This window comes from Schaalia sp. lx-100 (assembly GCF_021083625.1).
Classification (GTDB): Bacteria; Actinomycetota; Actinomycetes; order Actinomycetales; family Actinomycetaceae; genus Pauljensenia.
The window spans coordinates 92,525-112,114 of the sequence record NZ_JAJNRP010000004.1 but is presented as its reverse complement, the minus strand read 5'-3'; the positions used below and the strand labels follow the sequence as shown (position 1 = coordinate 112,114).

Annotated in this window: 15 protein-coding genes and 1 tRNA gene; 8 read left to right on the top strand and 8 right to left on the bottom strand. The window is 49.9% G+C overall.

The window, feature by feature from the left end:
• The first annotated feature begins 48 nt into the window (after positions 1 to 48).
• A tRNA-Thr gene (locus LRP54_RS04540) sits at positions 49 to 121 on the top strand.
• A 281-nt stretch (positions 122 to 402) separates the two neighbouring features.
• Here the strand turns inward: LRP54_RS04540 and LRP54_RS04535 are convergent.
• Positions 403 to 624 (bottom strand): hypothetical protein, encoded by a 222-nt coding sequence (locus LRP54_RS04535; protein WP_231235162.1) that lies wholly within the window; start codon positions 622 to 624, stop codon positions 403 to 405.
• A 14-nt stretch (positions 625 to 638) separates the two neighbouring features.
• Here LRP54_RS04535 and LRP54_RS04530 point away from each other — a divergent pair, with 14 nt between their 5' ends.
• The 3 genes from LRP54_RS04530 (at position 639) to LRP54_RS04520 (ending at position 3,960) form a co-directional block, all read left to right on the top strand.
• Positions 639 to 908 carry an ACT domain-containing protein gene (locus tag LRP54_RS04530; RefSeq protein WP_231203982.1) on the top strand — a complete coding sequence of 90 codons (270 nt, stop codon included), beginning with the start codon at positions 639 to 641 and terminating at the stop codon, positions 906 to 908.
• 9 nt (positions 909 to 917) lie between these two features.
• A complete protein-coding gene (locus LRP54_RS04525) occupies positions 918 to 2,276 on the top strand; it encodes a PFL family protein (protein ID WP_231235161.1) in 1,359 nt (452 codons plus the stop codon).
• A gap of 307 nt (positions 2,277 to 2,583) precedes the next feature.
• Complete coding sequence (locus tag LRP54_RS04520; RefSeq protein WP_231235160.1) at positions 2,584 to 3,960, top strand: UTP--glucose-1-phosphate uridylyltransferase; 1,377 nt, start codon at positions 2,584 to 2,586, stop codon at positions 3,958 to 3,960.
• 77 nt (positions 3,961 to 4,037) lie between these two features.
• Here LRP54_RS04520 and LRP54_RS04515 read toward each other — a convergent pair whose 3' ends face one another.
• The 5 genes from LRP54_RS04515 to LRP54_RS04495 all read right to left on the bottom strand — a co-directional run bounded on the left by LRP54_RS04515 (position 4,038) and on the right by LRP54_RS04495 (position 12,647).
• On the bottom strand, positions 4,038 to 5,690 hold the full coding sequence (locus LRP54_RS04515; protein ID WP_231203976.1) for an alpha/beta hydrolase: 1,653 nt from the start codon (positions 5,688 to 5,690) through the stop codon (positions 4,038 to 4,040).
• Positions 5,691 to 5,779: 89 nt separating this feature from the next.
• On the bottom strand, positions 5,780 to 6,970 hold the full coding sequence (locus LRP54_RS04510) for a DNA polymerase III subunit delta' (protein WP_231235159.1): 1,191 nt from the start codon (positions 6,968 to 6,970) through the stop codon (positions 5,780 to 5,782).
• Complete coding sequence (tmk, locus tag LRP54_RS04505; RefSeq protein WP_331274725.1) at positions 6,967 to 7,740, bottom strand: dTMP kinase; 774 nt, start codon at positions 7,738 to 7,740, stop codon at positions 6,967 to 6,969. Before tmk ends, LRP54_RS04510 begins: the two co-directional genes overlap by 4 nt.
• A 69-nt stretch (positions 7,741 to 7,809) precedes the next feature.
• Positions 7,810 to 10,545: a type I DNA topoisomerase gene (gene topA / locus LRP54_RS04500; protein ID WP_231203970.1), complete on the bottom strand. Its 2,736-nt coding sequence runs from the start codon at positions 10,543 to 10,545 to the stop codon at positions 7,810 to 7,812.
• A 347-nt stretch (positions 10,546 to 10,892) separates the two neighbouring features.
• Positions 10,893 to 12,647, bottom strand: coding sequence for a DUF7059 domain-containing protein (locus LRP54_RS04495; protein ID WP_231203968.1), 1,755 nt, complete (start codon positions 12,645 to 12,647; stop codon positions 10,893 to 10,895).
• Positions 12,648 to 12,800: 153 nt separating this feature from the next.
• Between LRP54_RS04495 and LRP54_RS04490 the strand changes: the two genes are divergently transcribed.
• Positions 12,801 to 13,730 carry a DUF808 domain-containing protein gene (locus tag LRP54_RS04490; protein ID WP_231235158.1) on the top strand — a complete coding sequence of 310 codons (930 nt, stop codon included), beginning with the start codon at positions 12,801 to 12,803 and terminating at the stop codon, positions 13,728 to 13,730.
• 113 nt (positions 13,731 to 13,843) lie between these two features.
• Positions 13,844 to 14,464, top strand: a complete 621-nt coding sequence (locus LRP54_RS04485; RefSeq protein WP_231235157.1) for a superoxide dismutase — start codon at positions 13,844 to 13,846, stop codon at positions 14,462 to 14,464.
• Positions 14,465 to 14,549: 85 nt separating this feature from the next.
• Here LRP54_RS04485 and LRP54_RS04480 read toward each other — a convergent pair whose 3' ends face one another.
• On the bottom strand, positions 14,550 to 15,389 hold the full coding sequence (locus tag LRP54_RS04480; protein WP_231235156.1) for a TPM domain-containing protein: 840 nt from the start codon (positions 15,387 to 15,389) through the stop codon (positions 14,550 to 14,552).
• Positions 15,390 to 15,477: 88 nt separating this feature from the next.
• Positions 15,478 to 16,626 (bottom strand): hypothetical protein, encoded by a 1,149-nt coding sequence (locus LRP54_RS04475; protein ID WP_231235155.1) that lies wholly within the window; start codon positions 16,624 to 16,626, stop codon positions 15,478 to 15,480.
• Between the two features lie 381 nt (positions 16,627 to 17,007).
• Here LRP54_RS04475 and LRP54_RS04470 point away from each other — a divergent pair, with 381 nt between their 5' ends.
• The gene (locus tag LRP54_RS04470; RefSeq protein ID WP_231235154.1) at positions 17,008 to 18,171 is read left to right on the top strand and encodes an SPFH domain-containing protein; all 1,164 of its coding nucleotides are present in this window, start codon (positions 17,008 to 17,010) and stop codon (positions 18,169 to 18,171) included.
• 104 nt (positions 18,172 to 18,275) lie between these two features.
• On the top strand, positions 18,276 to 19,553 hold the full coding sequence (locus LRP54_RS04465; RefSeq protein WP_231235153.1) for a hypothetical protein: 1,278 nt from the start codon (positions 18,276 to 18,278) through the stop codon (positions 19,551 to 19,553).
• Positions 19,554 to 19,590 lie beyond the last annotated feature (37 nt).

Here is a 19,590-nt window from a genome sequence, read left to right as displayed (position 1 = left end):
CGCTAGAGTAAACCCTGCTTACTCGTATACATGAGGAGCATAGCCGGCGCCACCTTAGCTCAGTCGGCAGAGCGATTCACTCGTAATGAATAGGTCGTGGGTTCGATTCCCACAGGTGGCTCGAATCGTTGATTTTCTGCGGAAAATCAACGGTCCGCACGGTCCTGCGGGGCCTTGGCAACACAAGGATAGTCACATAATTAAAACCACTGCCCGCTATATGTTTCTTCCAGCTTATCGCTACTACACGGCGATAGGCAACTAGCAAAATCACTGGTATTCCGGGCTTCAATTTCCTCTAATGAACTGACCTTCTATATTCTTCCCCACCTTTCATGAGCCTACAGGCCAAAACACTCCTCCCTCCCCCAACCTAAGGAACGGTGTCATGAGTGGCCGCCCTCACAAATGCACATTTGCCCCCCCTAAGGAACGGTGGCTTTCTTCGCCCGTTTGATCGTGTGAGTGGGTACTCCCCCTAAGGAACAGTGCGATTGTGCGTAGTGTGATGAGGTGTTGGCACCCCACTTCCCCATAAGGAACCAAACAAAACCAACGCCCTTTCGGATACCCACAAACGAATACCACCATGCCATACTGCCCAGCATCGGATCGCTCGCTCATGCCACACTAGAAGAATGCGAGCAATTATGACTGTTACAGGACTTGACCACACGGGAATTATCGCGGCCGTCGCCACGGGGCTGGCCCGTCAAGAAGCGAATATTCTCAACGTGTCCCAAACTTTAATGGGAAACTACTTCACAATGATTCTTCAGATCGAGTTCAATGAGGACAGTATTTCCTTGCCTGATTTGAATACTGCAATGGGTGAAATCGGACGTAATGAAGGACTGGAAATCCGTATCCAGTCGGAAGCAATTTTTGACGCAATGCATAGGCTTTAAGATCCGATCATGACTATGAATACCGCACAAAATATTCTTGAAACCATCCATATGATCGCGGAAGACCGTTTAGACATCCGCACAGTCACGATGGGTATTTCTTTACTTGACTGCGCTGATAGTGACAGCGAACGCGCACGACAACGTTGCTATGACCGCATTACTTCACGCGCAGCCCGCCTTGTTGAAGTTGCCTCAGAAATTGAAGCAGAGCTTGGCATACCGATCATTAATAAACGAATTTCAGTAACACCGATAGCACTGGTCGCTGCCGCATGCGGTGAAACAGATCTGACCTCATGGGCACAGATGCTTGATTCAGCTGGCAAAGCTGTAGGCGTAGACTTTGTCGGAGGCTTTTCAGCTCTGGTCGATAAGGGGATGACTCCCGCCGACCGCGCCCTCATCAATTCGATTCCTCAGGCGCTTGCTGGAACTGACATTGTGTGCTCATCAGTCAACATTGGTTCATCTCGCGCTGGCATCAACATGGAAGCCGTTGCACGGATGGGTGAAATCATCGTTGAAACCGCTCAAACCAGTAAGGGTGGGCTTGGCGCAGCAAAACTTGTTGTTTTCGCCAATTCGGTTGGTGATAATCCTTTCATGGCGGGCGCTTTCCATGGTGTTGAGATGCCTGATTGCGTGGTTTCTGTGGGAGTTTCTGGCCCCGGTGTTATTAAACGTGCAATTGATGATGTCGCGGGCCGCCCTTTTGATGATGTCGCTGAAGCTGTGAAGAAGGCGGCTTTTAAGGTGACTCGAATGGGCGAGCTGGTGGGTCGCTTAGCTGCTCAACGTTTGGATGTGGAATTCGGAATCGTTGATCTTTCGCTTGCACCTACGGCTGAGGTAGGTGATTCTGTGGCTCGTGCTTTAGAGGCAATGGGCCTTGAACGTGTAGGTGCTCACGGCACTACTGCCGCTCTTGCTTTACTGAATGATGCAGTCAAGAAGGGTGGATTGATGGCTTGTTCACGTGTAGGCGGGCTTTCTGGTTCTTTTATCCCCGTCTCAGAAGATGAAGGGATGATCGAGGCCGCTGCACTTGGCGCAATTTCTTTAGAAAAACTTGAAGCAATGACAGCTATTTGCTCGGTAGGTCTAGATATGGTTGCCGTGCCTGGCGATACACCTGCTTCTTCTATTGCCGGAATGATTGCTGACGAAGCTGCAATTGGCGTGATGAATCACAAGACAACTGCTGTACGCATTATTCCTGCACCCGGCACTCACGAGGGCGACATGGTGGAGTTCGGCGGCTTGTTAGGTAAAGCACCGGTTATGGCCGTAAGTCCATATTCGAGCGAAGCTTTTATGAGACGAGGTGGGATCATTCCTTCACCTGTACACGGTTTCCGAAATTGATACATTGAAGTGACTGCGGGAGGATGCATACTCATCTTCCTCCCGCAGGCAAGAAAAAGCAGTAGGTCCATTGTTGGGGATTACGCGTCAGTCTTCCCCTTCCCGCAAGCAGGAAAAGAGGCAGGCATTTTATACGGGCACAGTGACGACCAACCCTTCCCCACATAACCAGATAACGGCAAGCCGATGACTAAGGTGACAGATCCAGTCAGAGCACTTCCCAGCATAACCAGACAAAGGACTCTGGGGCGCACTTGGAAAACCCGATAAGCTAGGAGGAAGGCTCGATTCAAACGAAGGAGTAGCCATGTCCCAGACAGGTTTGCTGGCTGCACAGCAGAAAATGCATGATGCTGGTGTTCCGCAGGCAGCAATTGACGTTTTCACCCACTATTACGGGCAGTTGGAATCAGGTGTGACCGGCATGATTCCTGAAGACTCAATTGATCCCTACGTGAACCCGCCGATGCTGGATGAGCTGGACGTACCAGCGCACATTCAGCAGGAAGCAATCGCAAAAACCGCCATTATTAAACTCAATGGCGGCTTGGGAACTTCCATGGGACTGGACCGCGCAAAAACTCTGCTTGAAGTACGTGACGGGCTGAACTTCCTCGATCTAATCGCCAAACAAGTCCTGTCTATGCGGCAACGCTACAACGCGGGCCTGCCTCTGCTATTCATGACTTCCTTCCGTACAGATACGGACACTGTGCAGTATTTGCAACGCTACCCGCAACTGGCTGTGGAAGGGCTTCCGCTCACTTTCCAGCAGAACCAAGAACCAAAGCTACGCGCCGATGACCTCACCCCTGTGCAATGGCCGCAGGATCCTTCGCTGGAGTGGTGTCCTCCTGGTCACGGGGACCTGTACACTGCGCTTTTAGCTTCAGGTGTTCTGGATGCGCTCTTAACTGGCGGTTACCGTTATGCGTGTATCTCTAATGGGGACAATCTAGGAGCCGTACCAAATGCGCGTATTGCCGGCTGGTTCGCAAGCACGGGGGCTCCTTACGCTGCGGAAGTGTGTCGTCGCACCGTAAACGATAAGAAGGGCGGCCATTTAGCTGTACGTAAGTCGGATGGTCAATTGATTTTGCGTGATACGGCGCAAACCCCGGACCAGGATATGCACTATTTCACTGACGAGTTCCGTCACCCGTTTTTTCATACGAATAATCTGTGGTTTGACTTGCAAGCGTTACGTGAACGCCTCGCTCAAGGCAATTCAGTGCTGGGGCTTCCTCTGATTCGCAACCAAAAAACCGTTGATCCGACGCGCTCAGATTCGCCAGCGGTTCTTCAAATTGAAACAGCTATGGGTGCGGCTATTGAGGTTTTCCCCGGTGCAACTGCTATTTGCGTGGATCGTTCCCGTTTCCTACCTGTGAAAACCACCAATGAATTACTTCTGTTGCGCTCTGATGTGTACGATTTGGATGAGCAAGGTCAGCTGGTGGCCCGCGTTGAAACTACTCCGGAAGTCTCACTGAGCAGCGCGTATAAGACCATTTCAGAATTTGATCGTCGCATTCCGCAGGCTCCTTCTTTACGTGAAGCGTCCTCATTCATTGTGAAGGGTGATTGGGAGTTCGGCGCTGAAGTTTCCATCCGAGGTAATGTCACTTTAGGTGAACAAGGTGGCATCATCGAGCAGGGGCATATTCTGCAAGGTGAGGGATAACGGATGCGAGTTGGGGACGGTAATCGTTACCGCCCCCAATGCATTACTTACTGTCTGGATTCCTTAGAGATTCCCCTTTAGTCTGTGCACATCACACCATTTTCAGGGACTGTGCCGTTAGTAAAATACGATTCAACAGCTTGAGCAACACAACGTGATCCTTTCGCGGAATACGCCGTATGATTCCACCCTTCCCAGCTCACGAGAACACCTGATTCTAGTTGCTGCGCTAATGATTGGGACATGACATACGGTGTCGCCGGATCATGCGTGGTTCCCACGACCACAATTGGAGCAGCCCCCGCTGCACGTACTTCATGGCGTTGCGCATGGGTTGTGGGCCATGCTTCCAAACCTGCTGAAGCCCATCCAGCAAAAGGCCCCATGACTACAAGTTCTGATTTTAATTTTTCAGCCTCGGCAGCCCATTCTTCAATTGTTCCCACGGGCGTATAGTCCAAATTATTCACCGCATTTAAGGCATCCGATGAGGAGCCATCATATGAGCCATCTGTATGACGGTCGTTCAGTAGATCTGCAACAAACAGTAATGTTGTTCCGTCATTTTCCTGTAAAACTTGGGTCATTCCTTGTGTCAAAATGTCATAAGTATCCGTTGAGTACATCAACCCGATGATTGAAGTTAATGCAAGGTTCTGCGTTAAAGGACGGGCCGGATTTTGGGTGCTTACAGGGCTTTTTTCGAGGCGTTGCAGGAAGCGGGCCATCTGTTGCATGGCCTCATCTATGTTTCCTTTCAAAGGGCATGCGGCGCTTGTTAAACAATCTTGCGCCCAGTGACGAATTGATTCCTCAAATCCTCGCATTTGCAGCGAGGATACAGTGTTGACATCAGCTGCAGGATCAACTGCTCCATCGAGGACGAAACGACCTACTTTATCGGCGAAATTATCAGCATATGTTGCTCCAAGGAATGTGCCGTAGGAGTAGCCAAGGTAGTTCAGTTTGTCTTGTTGTAGGAGGGCTCGAACCATGTCGAAATCTTTTGCAACAGAGACTGTATCAACGTATTTGTAAAGATTGCCTGAGTGTGTTTCGCAGCCTTTCGCATAATCGATTGCCTCTTGACGAGCCTTGCTTACGATTTGTTCAGGAGTTTTATCTGCGGAAGTATCTGCTGACGTGTCACCGGCGTTCTTTTTATCCCGTTCTTCATCTGTCAGACATTTCAGTGGTGTTGAATCTCCCACGCCGCGCGGGTCAAGGGCAACAATGTCGTATTTTTCTGTGAGTGCTTTGCCGAGGTTTTCTTCCACTTGGTTCGCAATGGAGCTAACTGCTGCACCGCCTGGTCCACCAAGGTTAAAAAATAAAGCTTCACCAGTTGAGTCTTTTGCTCTGTGAATAGCTAAGGCCAACTGCAGAGTTTCCCCTTCGGGTTCTTCCCAGTTCACAGGGGCTTGTACGCGCGCACATTCGTATTCTGATGGATTTTTAGGCTGCGGCAAGGTTTCTTTTGTAATTTTCTGTGGGTCACATACAGACCATTGCACAGGCTGTGAGTAGAAACTTTCAATACTCCCATCAAGTTTCGGTAGGTCGTGCGACGGGGTAGGCGTTGGGTGCACCGATGCAGAGTTCTCGTCATTCTGTGGCATATAAACAAGCAGAGTGTATGCGATTCCTGTGATGGCGCAGAACTGTATGGCGGCTATGCAGATCGCAATAATTGAGATGACTGCAGGCCATTTGGGAGCTTGATGATTCATACGTCTACCCTACCGGTTGATAAAAAAACGGGTGCTGTGATTTATTTCAGTCAGATAACGCGGGCACATACGGATATGGCTTGTATTTGTCAGTTTTCACTGGCTGGACGCAAAGCCATCATCATATCTTCCAAAAGTAACTGAGGTTGCACATTCGCAGTTAAGCGACGGCGAGCTACTTCAATTGCTGTAATAGCGTTCAGAGTATGACATGGTGTTGTGTGCTGAGCGTTCTGATGAACAAGATCCTCTAAATCCACGTTAATGAGGTCTTGTCCTGTCTTAAGCTGGATCATGAGCACGTCACGATATATGGCAAGTAAATCTACGAGGGCACGGTCTAAAGTGTCGTGTATTGCTCGGGTTGCGCGGCGTTTTTGTTCTTCTTCGAGTTCACGTAGTCGCGCACGGGTTTGCCTGTTGCGAGTATCTGATTCGTCAGCGCCTAGCTGACGTAGTAGTTCAGCCCGTTCAGCACTATTTCTTTCCTCCATGCGCGCACGGGTTTCTTCTTTTGCTACTGTTATTAGTTGTTCCGCAGCTAAAACAGCTTCACCCACTGAACGCACGTGTACAGGGGCTGTCACAATGTCGCGGCGGCGTTGGCGGGCTTGCGGATCACGCGCTAAAGCTCTGGCGAGTCCTATATGTGATTGTGCTGCGCGGGCGGCAGCTAAAGCAATTTCTGGTTCAATCTGATCTCGGCGGACAAGTAGGGAGGCAACCGCTGCAGCTGGGGGGATACGTAAACCAAGATGACGGCAGCGTGAACGAATGGTTGGCAGCATATCTTCCACACTGGGTGCGCAAAGAATCCACACTGTTCGTTCCGGTGGTTCTTCAATAGCTTTCAGGAGGACATTTGAGGTGTGTTCGCTCATGCGATCCGCGTCTTCAATGATGATGACACGCCAACGTCCTTGTGCGGGAGCCAGTTGCGCACGGCCAATCAGGTCGCGTATTTCAGCGACACGTAACTGGGTTCCTTCTGTTGAAACAAATTGCACATCCGCGTGGGAACGTCCCAGTGTTGTCTTACAGCCCGCACATTGGGCGCATCCTGCGTATTGACCGGCACATTGTAAAGCGGCAGCGAAAGCACGTGCAGCTACTGAGCGTCCTGATCCTGGGGGGCCGGTTATCAGCCATGAATGTGTCATTGATCGGGTATCCCCGGCAGGCGTAAGGTCATTTTCAAGAACACGTCGAGCCGCAACAGCAGCTTCCTGTAAGACAGTTACCGCGGCCTCTTGACCAACGAGCTCATCCCACACAGTCACAGTAACGCACCGCTCAGACCGCCCCATAAGGTCGCTTGGGCTTCACATGGTTGCTCGCTATGGTCAGGTGACAGGTCCGTGTCTCTTTCCTGGTGTTGAGTGGTCTTGTCACATTCAGGTGAAGAAAAACCTAATGACTGCGAGCGTTCATGCAGTACGCCACGAATTTCGCGGAATACCTCATCAGGTGTTCCCACTGCGTCTATAACAACGAAACGTTCAGCATTTTCGTCTGCGAGACGCAGGTATTGGTGGCGTACTCTTTCATGAAAATCCATTGATTCACGTTCAAGACGGTCCGGTGCTCCTGTACGACGACGAGCACCTACTTCTGGCGGTAAGTCAAGGAGGAAAGTGAGGTGAGGGACTAAACCGCATGTGGCCCACGTAGAAAGTGTGCGTATTTCATCGACTCCGAGGCTGCGGGCAGCACCTTGATATGCAATAGATGAATCAATATATCGGTCACCGAGGACAACGTCGCCTCGTTCTAAAGCAGGACGAATAACTGTAGCCACATGATAGGCGCGGTCTGCCGCGTACAGTAAAGCCTCAGTACGTGAATCGACATCTTCTGGACCGTTTTGCAATAGGTGGCGCAACTGCACCCCCAGTTCGGTTCCTCCGGGTTCACGGGTAACGATGACACGACGACCGTGTTCTTGACACCATTGTTGTACACGCGCAATCTGGGTGGTTTTACCTGCCCCGTCGCCACCTTCAAAGGTAATAAACAAGCCCTTATGTACCGAGCTGCCCGTCGTACTCACCATATTATTGTTCCGCTGAACCACCACAGCTACGGCACTCCTTTCTGATCTTGGCCTGTTGAATGAAAACTATGCGCTTGGGGAACGCCGCCGACTGGTTGTTTTTGTTGTCTTTTTGGCTGCCGTTTTCTTGGTCCCTGTTTTTGTTTGGCGGGCGCTACGTCGAGGAGCTGGACCTTTGGCACGTTTATCCGCCAAAAGCTCAAAAGCACGAGCCTGAGTAAGGTCCTCAACGGTTTCAGAACGCGGCACAGTCACATTGGTTACACCATCGGTCACATATGGACCGAAACGCCCATCTTTCACAACGACTTTCTTACCAGATACAGGGTCTTCACCAAATTCACGTAACGGAGGTTTAGCTGTCCCTCGTCCGCGCGTCTTTGGTTGCGCATAAATTTGTGAAGCTTCCTGCACAGTGATCGTAAGTAACAGATCTTCAGCGCTGAGTGTGCGTGAATCTTTTCCTTTTTTCAGGTATGGACCATAGGGACCATTATGTGCAGTAATCATTTCACCGTCTGCGGGGTCAACACCCACTTCACGTGGTAAAGACAATAATTTCAGCGCATCATCTAACGTCACAGTAGATAAAGACATGCTAGAGAAAAGCGAAGCTGTTCGCGGTTTCTCTGTGCTCTTTTTCTTTTTCGGTGTCCCCTCTGTATCTGATACTTGCGCCGGTTCAGGCAAAATTTCCGTCACATACGGTCCAAAACGACCATTTTTTGCTACGAGGACATGTCCCGTGCGCGGATCAACACCTAATTCACGGCCATCATCAGCAGCAAGACGGAATAGTTCGCTAATTTTCTCCTCATCGACTTCATCAGGGGCTAAAGTTTCAGGAACATTTGCTCGTGTCCCATCAGCTTTTTCCAAGTAGGGACCGTAACGCCCCACACGTAGGACCACACCTTCAGCTACCTCAATAGAATTCACTGCGCGGGCATCCACATCATCCCCCAGTGATTCCACTTGGAAACGCAAACCATCCGCGTCACCTTTTCCATCTGCGCCCAGATAGAACTGGCTCAGGAATACGCGACCGTCCTCTTGTCCCGCAGCAATACGGTCAAGATCTGCTTCCATACTTGCGGTGAAATCGTAATCTACAAGATTTGCGAGGTTTTCTTCTAAAAGTCGTGTCACTGAGAATGCAAGCCATGTGGGGATCAAATATTGCCCACGGTGAATAACATAGCCGCGGTCACCAATGGTTTGAATGGTGGCAGCATATGTTGACGGACGACCAATACCGAGTTCTTCCATCATTTTTACTAGGGTGGCTTCGGTATAGCGTCCAGGTGGCTGTGTCCGGTGTTCTTCCGCATTCGCCTGCGCGACATCCACACGATCGCCTTCAGATACATCTGGCAGGACTTTTTCAGCTTCTAAAGCCTGTTTCTCAGCATCATAACGTCCCTGATCGTGGCCCTCTTGATATGCCAAACGGAAACCAGGTGACGTAATCACCGTGCCCGAAGCCGAAGAAATCACATCATGACGGCCCTGCGCATCAGACACACCCGTTAGCACACGGATCTTGGCTGTGTAGCCCACAGCATCAGCCATCTGTGATGCCAATGTACGTTTCCAAATGAGGTCATATAACGCTAACTGCTGATTGGAAAGCTGTCCTGCCACCTGTTCAGGGGTACGAAAGTAATCACCAGCAGGACGTATTGCCTCATGCGCTTCTTGTGCGCCTTTTGCAACCTTCCCATATACCCGCGGTTCAGCAGCCACAGCACTTACACCATATAGTTCCTGCGCTTGCTGACGTGCCGCTGTAATCGCTTGGGCGGATAGGGCCGTTGAATCAGTACGCATGTACGTGATGTAACCCGATTCGTACAAAGACTGTGCTGTACGCATCGTAGAAGAAGCATTCCAATGCAGCTTACGTGAAGCTTCCTGCTGCAACGTAGATGTTGTAAAAGGAGCTGCCGGACGGCGACGGTACGGTTTCTGCGTCACGCTTTCCACAGCAGAAGAAGCAGAAGCTGACAGTAAATCAGCAAGACGCTGCGCATCTTCACGTGTGAGATGCACAGTTCCAGCTCGACCCGCTTTATCAGTAAGCTCACCGCGTTCAGTAAAATCTGAACCTGTAGCAACCGAATGAGAATCAATATGAGTGACTCGTGCGGCAAAAGATTCCCCACGCGAAACAATTACGGTGTCAATACCCCAGTATTCAGCCTCAATATGTGCAATACGGTCACGTTCACGATCAACCACTAGACGTGTAGCCACTGATTGAACACGTCCCGCCGACAAAGAAGGACGAATTTTACGCCACAGTAAAGGTGAAACCTCATAACCGTAGAGTCGATCAAGGATACGTCGCGTTTCTTGTGCGTCCACTAAGGAAGTATCAACATCACGAGTCGCATGTAAAGCACGTTCAATAGCTTCACGTGTGATTTCGTGGAAAACCATCCGTTTAACGGGAACTTTCGGCTTAAGCACCTCCAGTAAGTGCCATGCGATCGCTTCCCCTTCACGGTCCTCATCAGTAGCCAGATACAGTTCATCAGCTTCTTTAAGTAAGCGCTTCAGCTCAGTCACTTTTTTCTTTTTATCAGCGGTAACCGTGTAATAGGGCTTAAACCCGCCATCCACATCAACAGCGAAACGACCAAAAGGCCCTTTTTTCATCTCTGTCGGTAAATCTTTTGGCTGCGGTAAATCACGTATATGACCAATAGAGGCCGTGACATGGAAATCAGGACCCAGATATCCCTCAATCGTGGATGCCTTTGCTGGGGATTCCACGATAACCAGTTTTGAGGCGCCCATAGCCGTCCCACCACTTCCGATTCTCTGAACCTTTTCCTGAATTCCACCCTCTGACGCTGCGCATAAGAAAGTGTCACTATTGACGATACATTGTTATACCCACATCTGCGTACTGCCTCATTACGGTGTGTGATGTGATTAATTCACATATTTCCTCTTTCGCTCACCCACCAGCATGAGGATTCCCCACAAAAAAGCACATACACGCAGTTCAGCACCACAAACAGCACATTTCATTTTCATTCTGCTTCATTTTGTGACATACACACACCTGCAATCACCTTCACACAAATTCCCGCATACCCCACTACCTCAACTTTTTGCCACACGTGATACACATGAGACTTTCACAACTGCACACCTTCAGCTATATCCACTATTCCCGCACGTATCAGAGACGGCAACATCGGCATCACATACTCACGTACCTGCGCCACATCCTCATCCAGTAACACAGATAAAGCCACAAGGATTTGCCCTACACTCATTTCCCCTTCACTGGCCCCCACCAGCGCACTTAAAGCTGTGCTCACAGGGAAAGCCCTGCCCATTCCACCGCTTTGCCGAAGTACCAATGCTTGAGGTTCAGCCTGACCAGGCACAAAATGCCGTTCCTCTGTCACATCCGCACGGCGTACCAAGGTAAGATCTTCCAGATTTCCCAGATTCTCCGCAAAACGCAGAGCAGCCAACGCGCATTCCACATCATGGCCCGCAGGAATACGCCCCTCATTGACAGTGTCATATATGTGAACTGATTCCATGCCCACAGGGGTCGGCACACACGCGACAAAACCCATCCCAATAGCCTGAACGTGCGCCGAATGGAAATCTGCAAGCCACGCCGCGTAGGTTTTTTCATATTCACAGTGCTCACGTCTGGCTGCACTATCACGCATCCACAATTCAACATATTGCGCAGGATCCAACACATCACGTTGCACCACCCACGCATCTAAAGGCACTCCTTGACACCAACTGGCTAGGCGCGCAGGCCAGCCGTGATACGGGTCATTAGATTCCACGTCGTCACCGTCATTGATTTCCCAATTCGCGAGTATTTGCAAAACACCCTGCGGCCTCAAATAATCAGGAGCTTCACGTAGGACACATCCGATAATGTCATCCCGCTGCATTCCACCATCTCGGTATTCGAGTGTCCCCTGCGAACGCAACGTGTGCGGCGTGATAACAAATGGTGGGTTAGAAACAATAAGGTCAAATTTTTCACCCTGCACTGGCTCATACAAGGACCCGCACCGCACATCCAATTCAACATTATTTAATGCGGCATTAAAACGTGTTATTGCACAGGCGCGTTCAGACAGATCCGTTGCGACGACATGGCGAGTATGCGTTGTCAGGTAGAGCGCTTGAATACCGCAGCCGCAGCCTAAATCGAGGGCTTTTTCTTGAGGATTCCGTATCGTCATTGTCAGTAATGAGGTTGTGGCACCGCCTATTCCCATCACATGATCGGGGTGAACACTACGGCCTGTGACAGCTTGAGGAAGGTCAGATATCACCCACCAGTTATATGCGCGCACAGTATCTGGCTCTGACCCAGCGGGCATACCCTGTGCGCCCTGCGTTTCGTGCGCACTGCGTGTCCCATACTCATCGTGCTCACTATGCGCTAATTCCCCGTCCGTCGCACTATCGTTTTGAGCGTTTTCTTGCTGCACAGACGTATCTTCTTGACCTGCAGACATATCCCCTACAACTGCGTAGTGGGGACGCATATCGAAACATGCACGATATGTTCCTGCATGGTCGCTGGTAATCAAACCAAGTTTTAACGCGCCAAGGTATCCGAGCCTTGGCAGTGCGCACTCAATATTTTCAGCACTTTCGCTGCTACCCAGCATAAAAAGACGAGTTAACACCGCGGCAGCATCATGTTGATCGGCAAGGCGCATAAGTCCGGGTACTCGTTGTTCACGCGCTAAAGCAGCACTCGCTTGCGGGCCAAGGAGCGTTTCAACGCTCTGTGCTGTCCATACGGCTGAGCGTAAATCTGTTCGCAAGTCCTTCAACGCTACAGCCGAAGCCGATGGAACAGGATATGAAGGCGATGTCTCTGCTGTACTTGTACTCGTCATAGTCCAAGCCTATGCGCATTTTCGTAGCTGCGTAGGCACGGATAACATATGCTGCGAGGATGAGCCGCACATGTCAGTATTTCCCCTCATCATGGATAATTCGACTGTGCATTCTACGCTCACTTATGACGTATATACAGATCGGAGGGCATGATGGCCGGTGGCTTTATGGCACTGATGGATGATATTGCCTCCCTTGCAAAATTAGCAGCCGCAAGTGTGGATGATATTGCTTTAGGCGCAGCGAAAGCATCAGCAAAAACGGCCGGTGTTGTCATTGATGACACCGCTGTCACACCTCAGTATGTTCGTGGTTTAGCTCCCTCACGTGAGCTACCTATTATTGGTCGTATTGCGCGCGGCTCGTTGATAAATAAGCTCCTTATTATTTTGCCTGTGGCGCTGCTCCTGACGTGGCTAGCTCCTTGGTCATTGCCTATTTTCTTGCTGTGTGGCGGGTCTTATCTGTGTTACGAGGGTGCTGAAAAGATTCTCCACATGACTCATCTGTTATCTGCTCATGAGGACGCGTCTTCTGAACGGGACACAGTGGAGTCGGTCGGTCGTGAAAAGAAAATTATTTCCTCTGCTGTTCGCACGGATCTGATTTTGTCAGCAGAAATCATGCTGATTGCCCTTGCTGATTTAAGCGCACATTCTGGCGCTATGCGGGTGGCTATTTTGGTGACTGTGGCTTTCACAATGACATTTTTTGTGTATGGTCTGGTTGCTTTGCTGGTGAAAATGGATGATTTTGGCGCATTGCTTGTACGCCGTGGCAAAAGTTTAGCCACAGTAGGCCGAAGCATCGTCCGTATCATGCCAACAATATTTGATGCGATCAGCGTCATCGGGACACTTGCAATGTTGTGGGTAGGTGGACACCTTGTGTTGTCCTCGGCGGCCGATCTTGGTTTTGCTATTCCACATCATGCGGTAGAAATGTTTGTTCATATGATAGAAGCTGCTGGTTCTTTCGTGATGTGGTGTGTTGAAACACTGCTTTTTGCGCTGTGTGGCTGTGTTGTGGGGAGTATTTTTGTGGGCGCACATCTCTTAGCATCGCAGGTGTTGAAGCGTTGAAGATACATCACATACCTATAGCGCGCATTCGTTGAGCTGTAGCGATAAATTGATATGTGTAGAGGACTTTTATCCTATATTGATTGTGTTTCATCGGGACTATGGAGGATCTCATGGCAATCTATTCTTTACCGGAATTACCTTACGACTACGCGGCTTTGGAGCCTCATATTTCCGCTCGTATCATGCAGTTGCACCACAATAAGCATCATGCAGCCTATGTTGCGGGCGCAAATGCTGCTCTTGAGGCTTTAGCCGCAGCCCGTGAAACAGGTGATTTTGCGGCGATCAACCTGCATGAGAAGAACTTGGCTTTCCATTTAGGTGGACACACTAATCATTCAATTTTCTGGCAGAACATGACCCCTGATGGTCAAGAACGTCCCGATGGTGATTTAGCTGCTGCTATTGATGAATTTTTTGGGTCTTTTGAGGCTTTCCAAGGCCAGTTTGCGGCTACTGCTCTTGGTTTGCAAGGCTCTGGCTGGGCAGTTCTTGCCTGGGATGCTCTGAGCCGTCGCCTCGTCACATTCCAGCTCACCGATCAGCAAGGAAATATTCCTGTAGCAACAGTGCCTTTACTGATGCTGGACATGTGGGAACATGCTTTCTACCTTGATTACCTTAATGTCAAGGGCGATTATGTTAAAGCCTGGTGGAATGTAGTGAACTGGGAAGATGTGGCTGCTCGTTTTGCACGTGCGCAAAACTTCCACGGACTAGTTACCGCCTGATAACCAATGATTATGGCGCGCTGCTAATACCGGCACGGCACAGTTTTTCGCCTCACGGGGTAGGTATCATAAGGTGCCTGCCCCGTTAAAATTTACCTCCGCCGCCGCCATGAGAAGCTCCAGAGGATGATATATGTGTGGAGCTTCCGCTTTCTGAGCGAATTTTGACCCGTTGCACGTGACTTGACACGAGGCGTTCACTTTCACGGGTGAGGGTGAAAGAACCTGGAACAATATGCGAAAAAGCACGTGGCTCTACACCAATATTGCGCATCTTCCTAACGAAAAGGAAATGCACACTGAGCAGACCAATAATGCCAGCCACAATCACGAAAACACATACACTTCCGATTTTTATGAGGATATCTGTGGAAGTTGAGGACGTGTTTTCACTTTTTTCACCGTTATTCCATGCGCGCATGTAGTTGCGGCTTTGTTCCACAAATACCTGTGCCCCCGCAGCCCATTGTTCCCGCCGCAGTTCTTTTTTCATGAGGTCACCGATATGTTGAATATCTTTATCTGTGAAAGTTGAGATGGAATCACCGCGCGTAGAAATCCACCAGTCACGGCTATCTGGCGCAATCAGCAACAGAACTCCTGAGCGTTTCTGTCCTACGCCGTACCCGTGGTCATCAAAATAGTCATCGGCGTATTCCTTGGGGCTTTTCTGGTTGAGAGAGGCAAAAAGGACCACAATATCTTGGTGGTATTCGCTGATAATTGGCGTAATCAGGGATTCTAAGTCACTTTTTTCTGACGCGGAAAGCGCATCCACTTCGTCAATGACATGCGTGTTTTCTGCCTGTGCGCCGCGTACCTGCCCAGCGAAAAGCATGACTACCAGCAGGAAAAAGCTCAGGATAACAGCGCTGTGGCGTACACGAACACTGCGAGCACGCTGACGTGTTTTTGATTTTCCCATGCCTATCCCGCTTCCTTTAAATAGTGTGTATGTTCCTTGTCTTTACTTCCGTGCGGCGCAGAATTTTTGTGTTGAAATTCAGTTTCACCTAAATAAAAATCCACGCCATAACACCGGCTAAAAGCATGAGGGGGAGGCACCATAGGGCGCGTAATGCCCACAAGCGACGTGTACTGATAGGAAATTCTCCAACAACCTCACCTGTCACCCCGTTAATGGCGAAAGGATAATTGACACCCCCATAAGCCACGACAATCAGCCAGATCGGTAACAAAGCGAACCATGTATTCGCGTGCTCCACATGTGTATGCGCTTCAACGACTTGGACTAATTGGTGTCCGTGCACGCTTTCACGAACAAGGTCCTCAAAAGTGCGTGTCACGCGTTCATTGGCCCGCTTTTGTGTTGCTATCGCTTCGATGTCGTATGTGGAGGCTGCGTAGCCTGAAAGGTAGGCGGTCGAAAATTCCCGCGAATCTGCCATATCGTATGGTTCCACGCCTTCTGAACGTTCGCTTTCAAGTTTACTGGTCGCACAGACCGGTATGGCGCGAAAGTCTGCGCTTCCTTCACGTAATACGTCAAATATGAAGGTCTGAGTACACTGATAGTCACCTTCAGTCCATGTCGTAACATCTTGAGCACGTAGATGCAGTGTTCCACTCACACTACCGTCGTGGAACCAGTAGGGCACATATGCGCCTGTTGCTTCTTGCAGAATATGTGAGCGACGAAATGTGGGAGGTAAAAGGTATTTCCCTTCGGTTGCTCGCACGAATGCGTCCTGCATGGCTTTTTTATCTAGCGCAAAGGGGATAATAAAATCCGGTACGCGAGTTTCGCTCAAACGTTCTGTCGCTATGAAAGTGTTATTACAAAAACCGCAGCGAGTGGATACAGTCGTGGGGTCAGCAATGATTTCAGCGCCGCATGAGTCACATATGTATGTGCGCATCCCTTCCAGTGAGTTCAGGTGAACATGTTCTGTTTTCGTGTCTGTAACGTCAGCAGGGCCTGTTCCCATCTCAGTTTCAAAGGACGGACTTCCACCTGTAGCTGCATCTTTTGAAGCATCGCGCCTATTGAGGTCTGTCGCATCATCCAGAACATGGTCAGCGGATTCTTGTATGCGAGGATCAGCGTGTTCTTGCCTTGAATGGGTGGATGCTGTACTCGCGGCTGTTATTTTTTCATGATCGCGGGGCAACGCATCGTCACGGCGGTGAAAGTTTTCCACATATTCAACTGTGAAATGCGAATCGCACCATGCGCAGGACATCATTCCTGTGGAGGCATTAAACTCAATGGGCGCTGCACACGCGGGACATTTGTATTGAATTTCGCTCATACAAATCCGATCACAGACATTTCATTTTTCGCCGTCATATATAACCCTCAGGCCACCTGTACGGCATGAGTATAGGAATGAGTATATGTTCTTTTTGCGCTACAGGACCACAATGCAGGTATCCCGTTAAAAATACGTATAGCGCGTGTAATTGTTACCACGCACGAGTTTTTGACGTACAGCAAGGAAAATCTATGACAGGATGAGACAAGAAAACGGCTGCACTATCAAGGTGCCGCGTACACGAATTTTGACTCATAGGAGGGCATCATGGGCCTTATTAAAGCAGCAACAGGTGCTATTGGGGGCGCTCTTGCTGACCAGTGGCTTGATGCTATTGAGCCGCAAAATATGGGTGAAGGTGTCGTATTTTGTAAAGGTGACAGGCTGCGTCCTGATGATCCTCGTGCGACTAAGCAGCGTGGTTCCACGGATATTATTTCTGAGGGGTCAGCAATTCACGTGTATGACAGGCAAGCTATGCTGCTTGTCGATAGTGGCCGTATCACTGACTTTACGGCGGAACCTGGTATTTTCACGGTGACGCAGGGTACGCCTTCATTTTTTGCAGGAAGCCTCACTGAATCTGTGAAGGACACATGGAAGCGTTTCACCTATGGTGGTGGCTCTGCGCTAAGGCAACAAGCTTTTTACATTAACTTGCAGGAAATTAAAGGGATTCGTTTCGGCACCCCTAATTCATTGAATTATTTTGATTCTTTCTATAACGCAGAGCTTTTCTTGCGTTGCCACGGGACTTTCTCCATTAAAATCACTGATCCCATTTTGTTTTACCAAGAAGTGATTCCACGCGACGCCACCCACATCCATATTGACCAGATTAAAGAGCAGTACCTGTCAGAATTCCTTGAAGCCTTGCAATCATCCATTAATCAGATGAGCGCCGACGGGATACGTATTTCACAGGTTCCTTCTCGGATACGTGAACTGTCGCATTACATGCGTGACACTCTTGATGAGGATTGGTTGCGTATGCGTGGCATGGAAGTGCTCTCTGTGGGTATTGCCTCGATTTCTTACGATGAGCAATCACGTAAGCTCCTTGATATGCGTAATGAGGGCGCTATGCTTTCTGATCCTCTTGTACGTGAAGGATACGTTCAAGGCGCTGTGGCGCGAGGGATGGAAGCTGCTGGTTCCAATGAGGCTGGGGCGGGCCTTGCCTTTATGGGTATGGGTATGGGCATGAATGCTGGTGGACAATTCACGCAAGCCGCTTCCCAAGCAAATCATGCGTACTGGGAAGCAGGCCAGACTGCTTCCGCCTCTCAGATGCCTGCACAGCCCCCCACGGCTACACCTTCACAGCCTCCTGCATCTGCGGGAACTGCGGCTTTTTGCACAAACTGCGGCACTGCTTTCAGCACGCCAGAACAGAAATTCTGCGGAAACTGCGGGACCCCTCGCGCCTGAATGCATACTTTTAGACAAAAAGAACGCACCGTACTTTGTGATGTGCAGTATCATCCCGTTTTGATGACACTGCACATGCGTCACTGATGTGAAGGAATGACACTATGCGTAATGCACAGCAGGTACTTACGTATCCTCAACCAAAACCATGGTGGCGCTCTGCTCGAAACTTTTATGCACCCGGACCAGGTCAGCGAGCGCTGCTATGGACACGAGAACTCACCATTGCTTCTGTCCATGCAGATGCTCCACTCATTGACCATCTCAACTTGTCAATACGCGGTGGCTGCCTGACTGCCCTTGTGGACCGTAATAGTAGCCGTTCACGCGCCCTTTTTATGGCGCTTGCAGGGCTATCTGATATTGATGATCGTGCAGTGAGGTATTCTCGCCGTTCACGTGCCCTTTATGGGGGCAGTGCTGGGGTGGCTCTTATTACCGGTCACGTGAGCTATGATTCCACGTTGACTGTGCGTGAAAATGTTATGTTTCCTTTAGCGCAATGCGGAATAAGTATTGACCGTGCGGAACTGGATCGCATCATGTCATTGTGCCAATTAGCTGGTCATGAACTGGCGATGCCCACGCAGCTTGGCCCCGATGGTTCGCTCCGTATCGCAGTTGCTCAGGCACTCCTATGCGGGGCACAGATACTTTTATTGGAAGATCCTACGCGAGGACTTGTTCACGGTATTTCTGAAGCTATCTATGATTTTCTTCGCAAGGTCGCGCACAGTGGTTGTGCGCTCGTATTTTCAACGGCTGATCTGCGTTGGGCAGCTTTAGCTGACCGTGCTGTGCTGATTGCCAACGGCAGTGTCGCATGCGATATGGCCTACCCTGATATGGGTGCTTTATCGCAGGCGTATGCGGCTGATACGGATACGGCGGGTTTACTTGGTCCTGTGCCTCAGGCTTCCTATGACAGCGAGCACGAAAGCGTTAAGGAAGCGTCCCCCTCATGGTTCCCTGTTTCCTCGGTGGCTCAGGCCGACTCGTTGCTGGCTCCGGCTGATATGGCCTACGACGTGACGGTCCCTCAAGAAGAAGATGCGGATTCTTCTGTCGGTGTGCTAGGAAGCGAACTTCCTGAATTTGATTTCCGTGAAGCAGAGCCTTCTTTCTTGCAGCCATCTCAAAGTCAGAATATTTCTGAGGTTGATAATCAAAGTTCATCTGAAGTAGCGGTTCTCCCCCTTGTGGAGCCAAAATCTGAAGTACCTGCGCCCCAAAAAAAGCGCGCCGATCATCATGTGCTTCACGTAGCTTCGTCGGATTCAGCGATTTCATCTGCAAGTTCGCAGGATGTTGTCGAGCGTGCTCAAAAGATTTTGCAGGAGCTTCCTGGTCCTATTTTTCATGATGAGGCCCTTGAACCGTAAGGTTACCGTGGTTTTGTTCCGTTTTTTACTCATCATC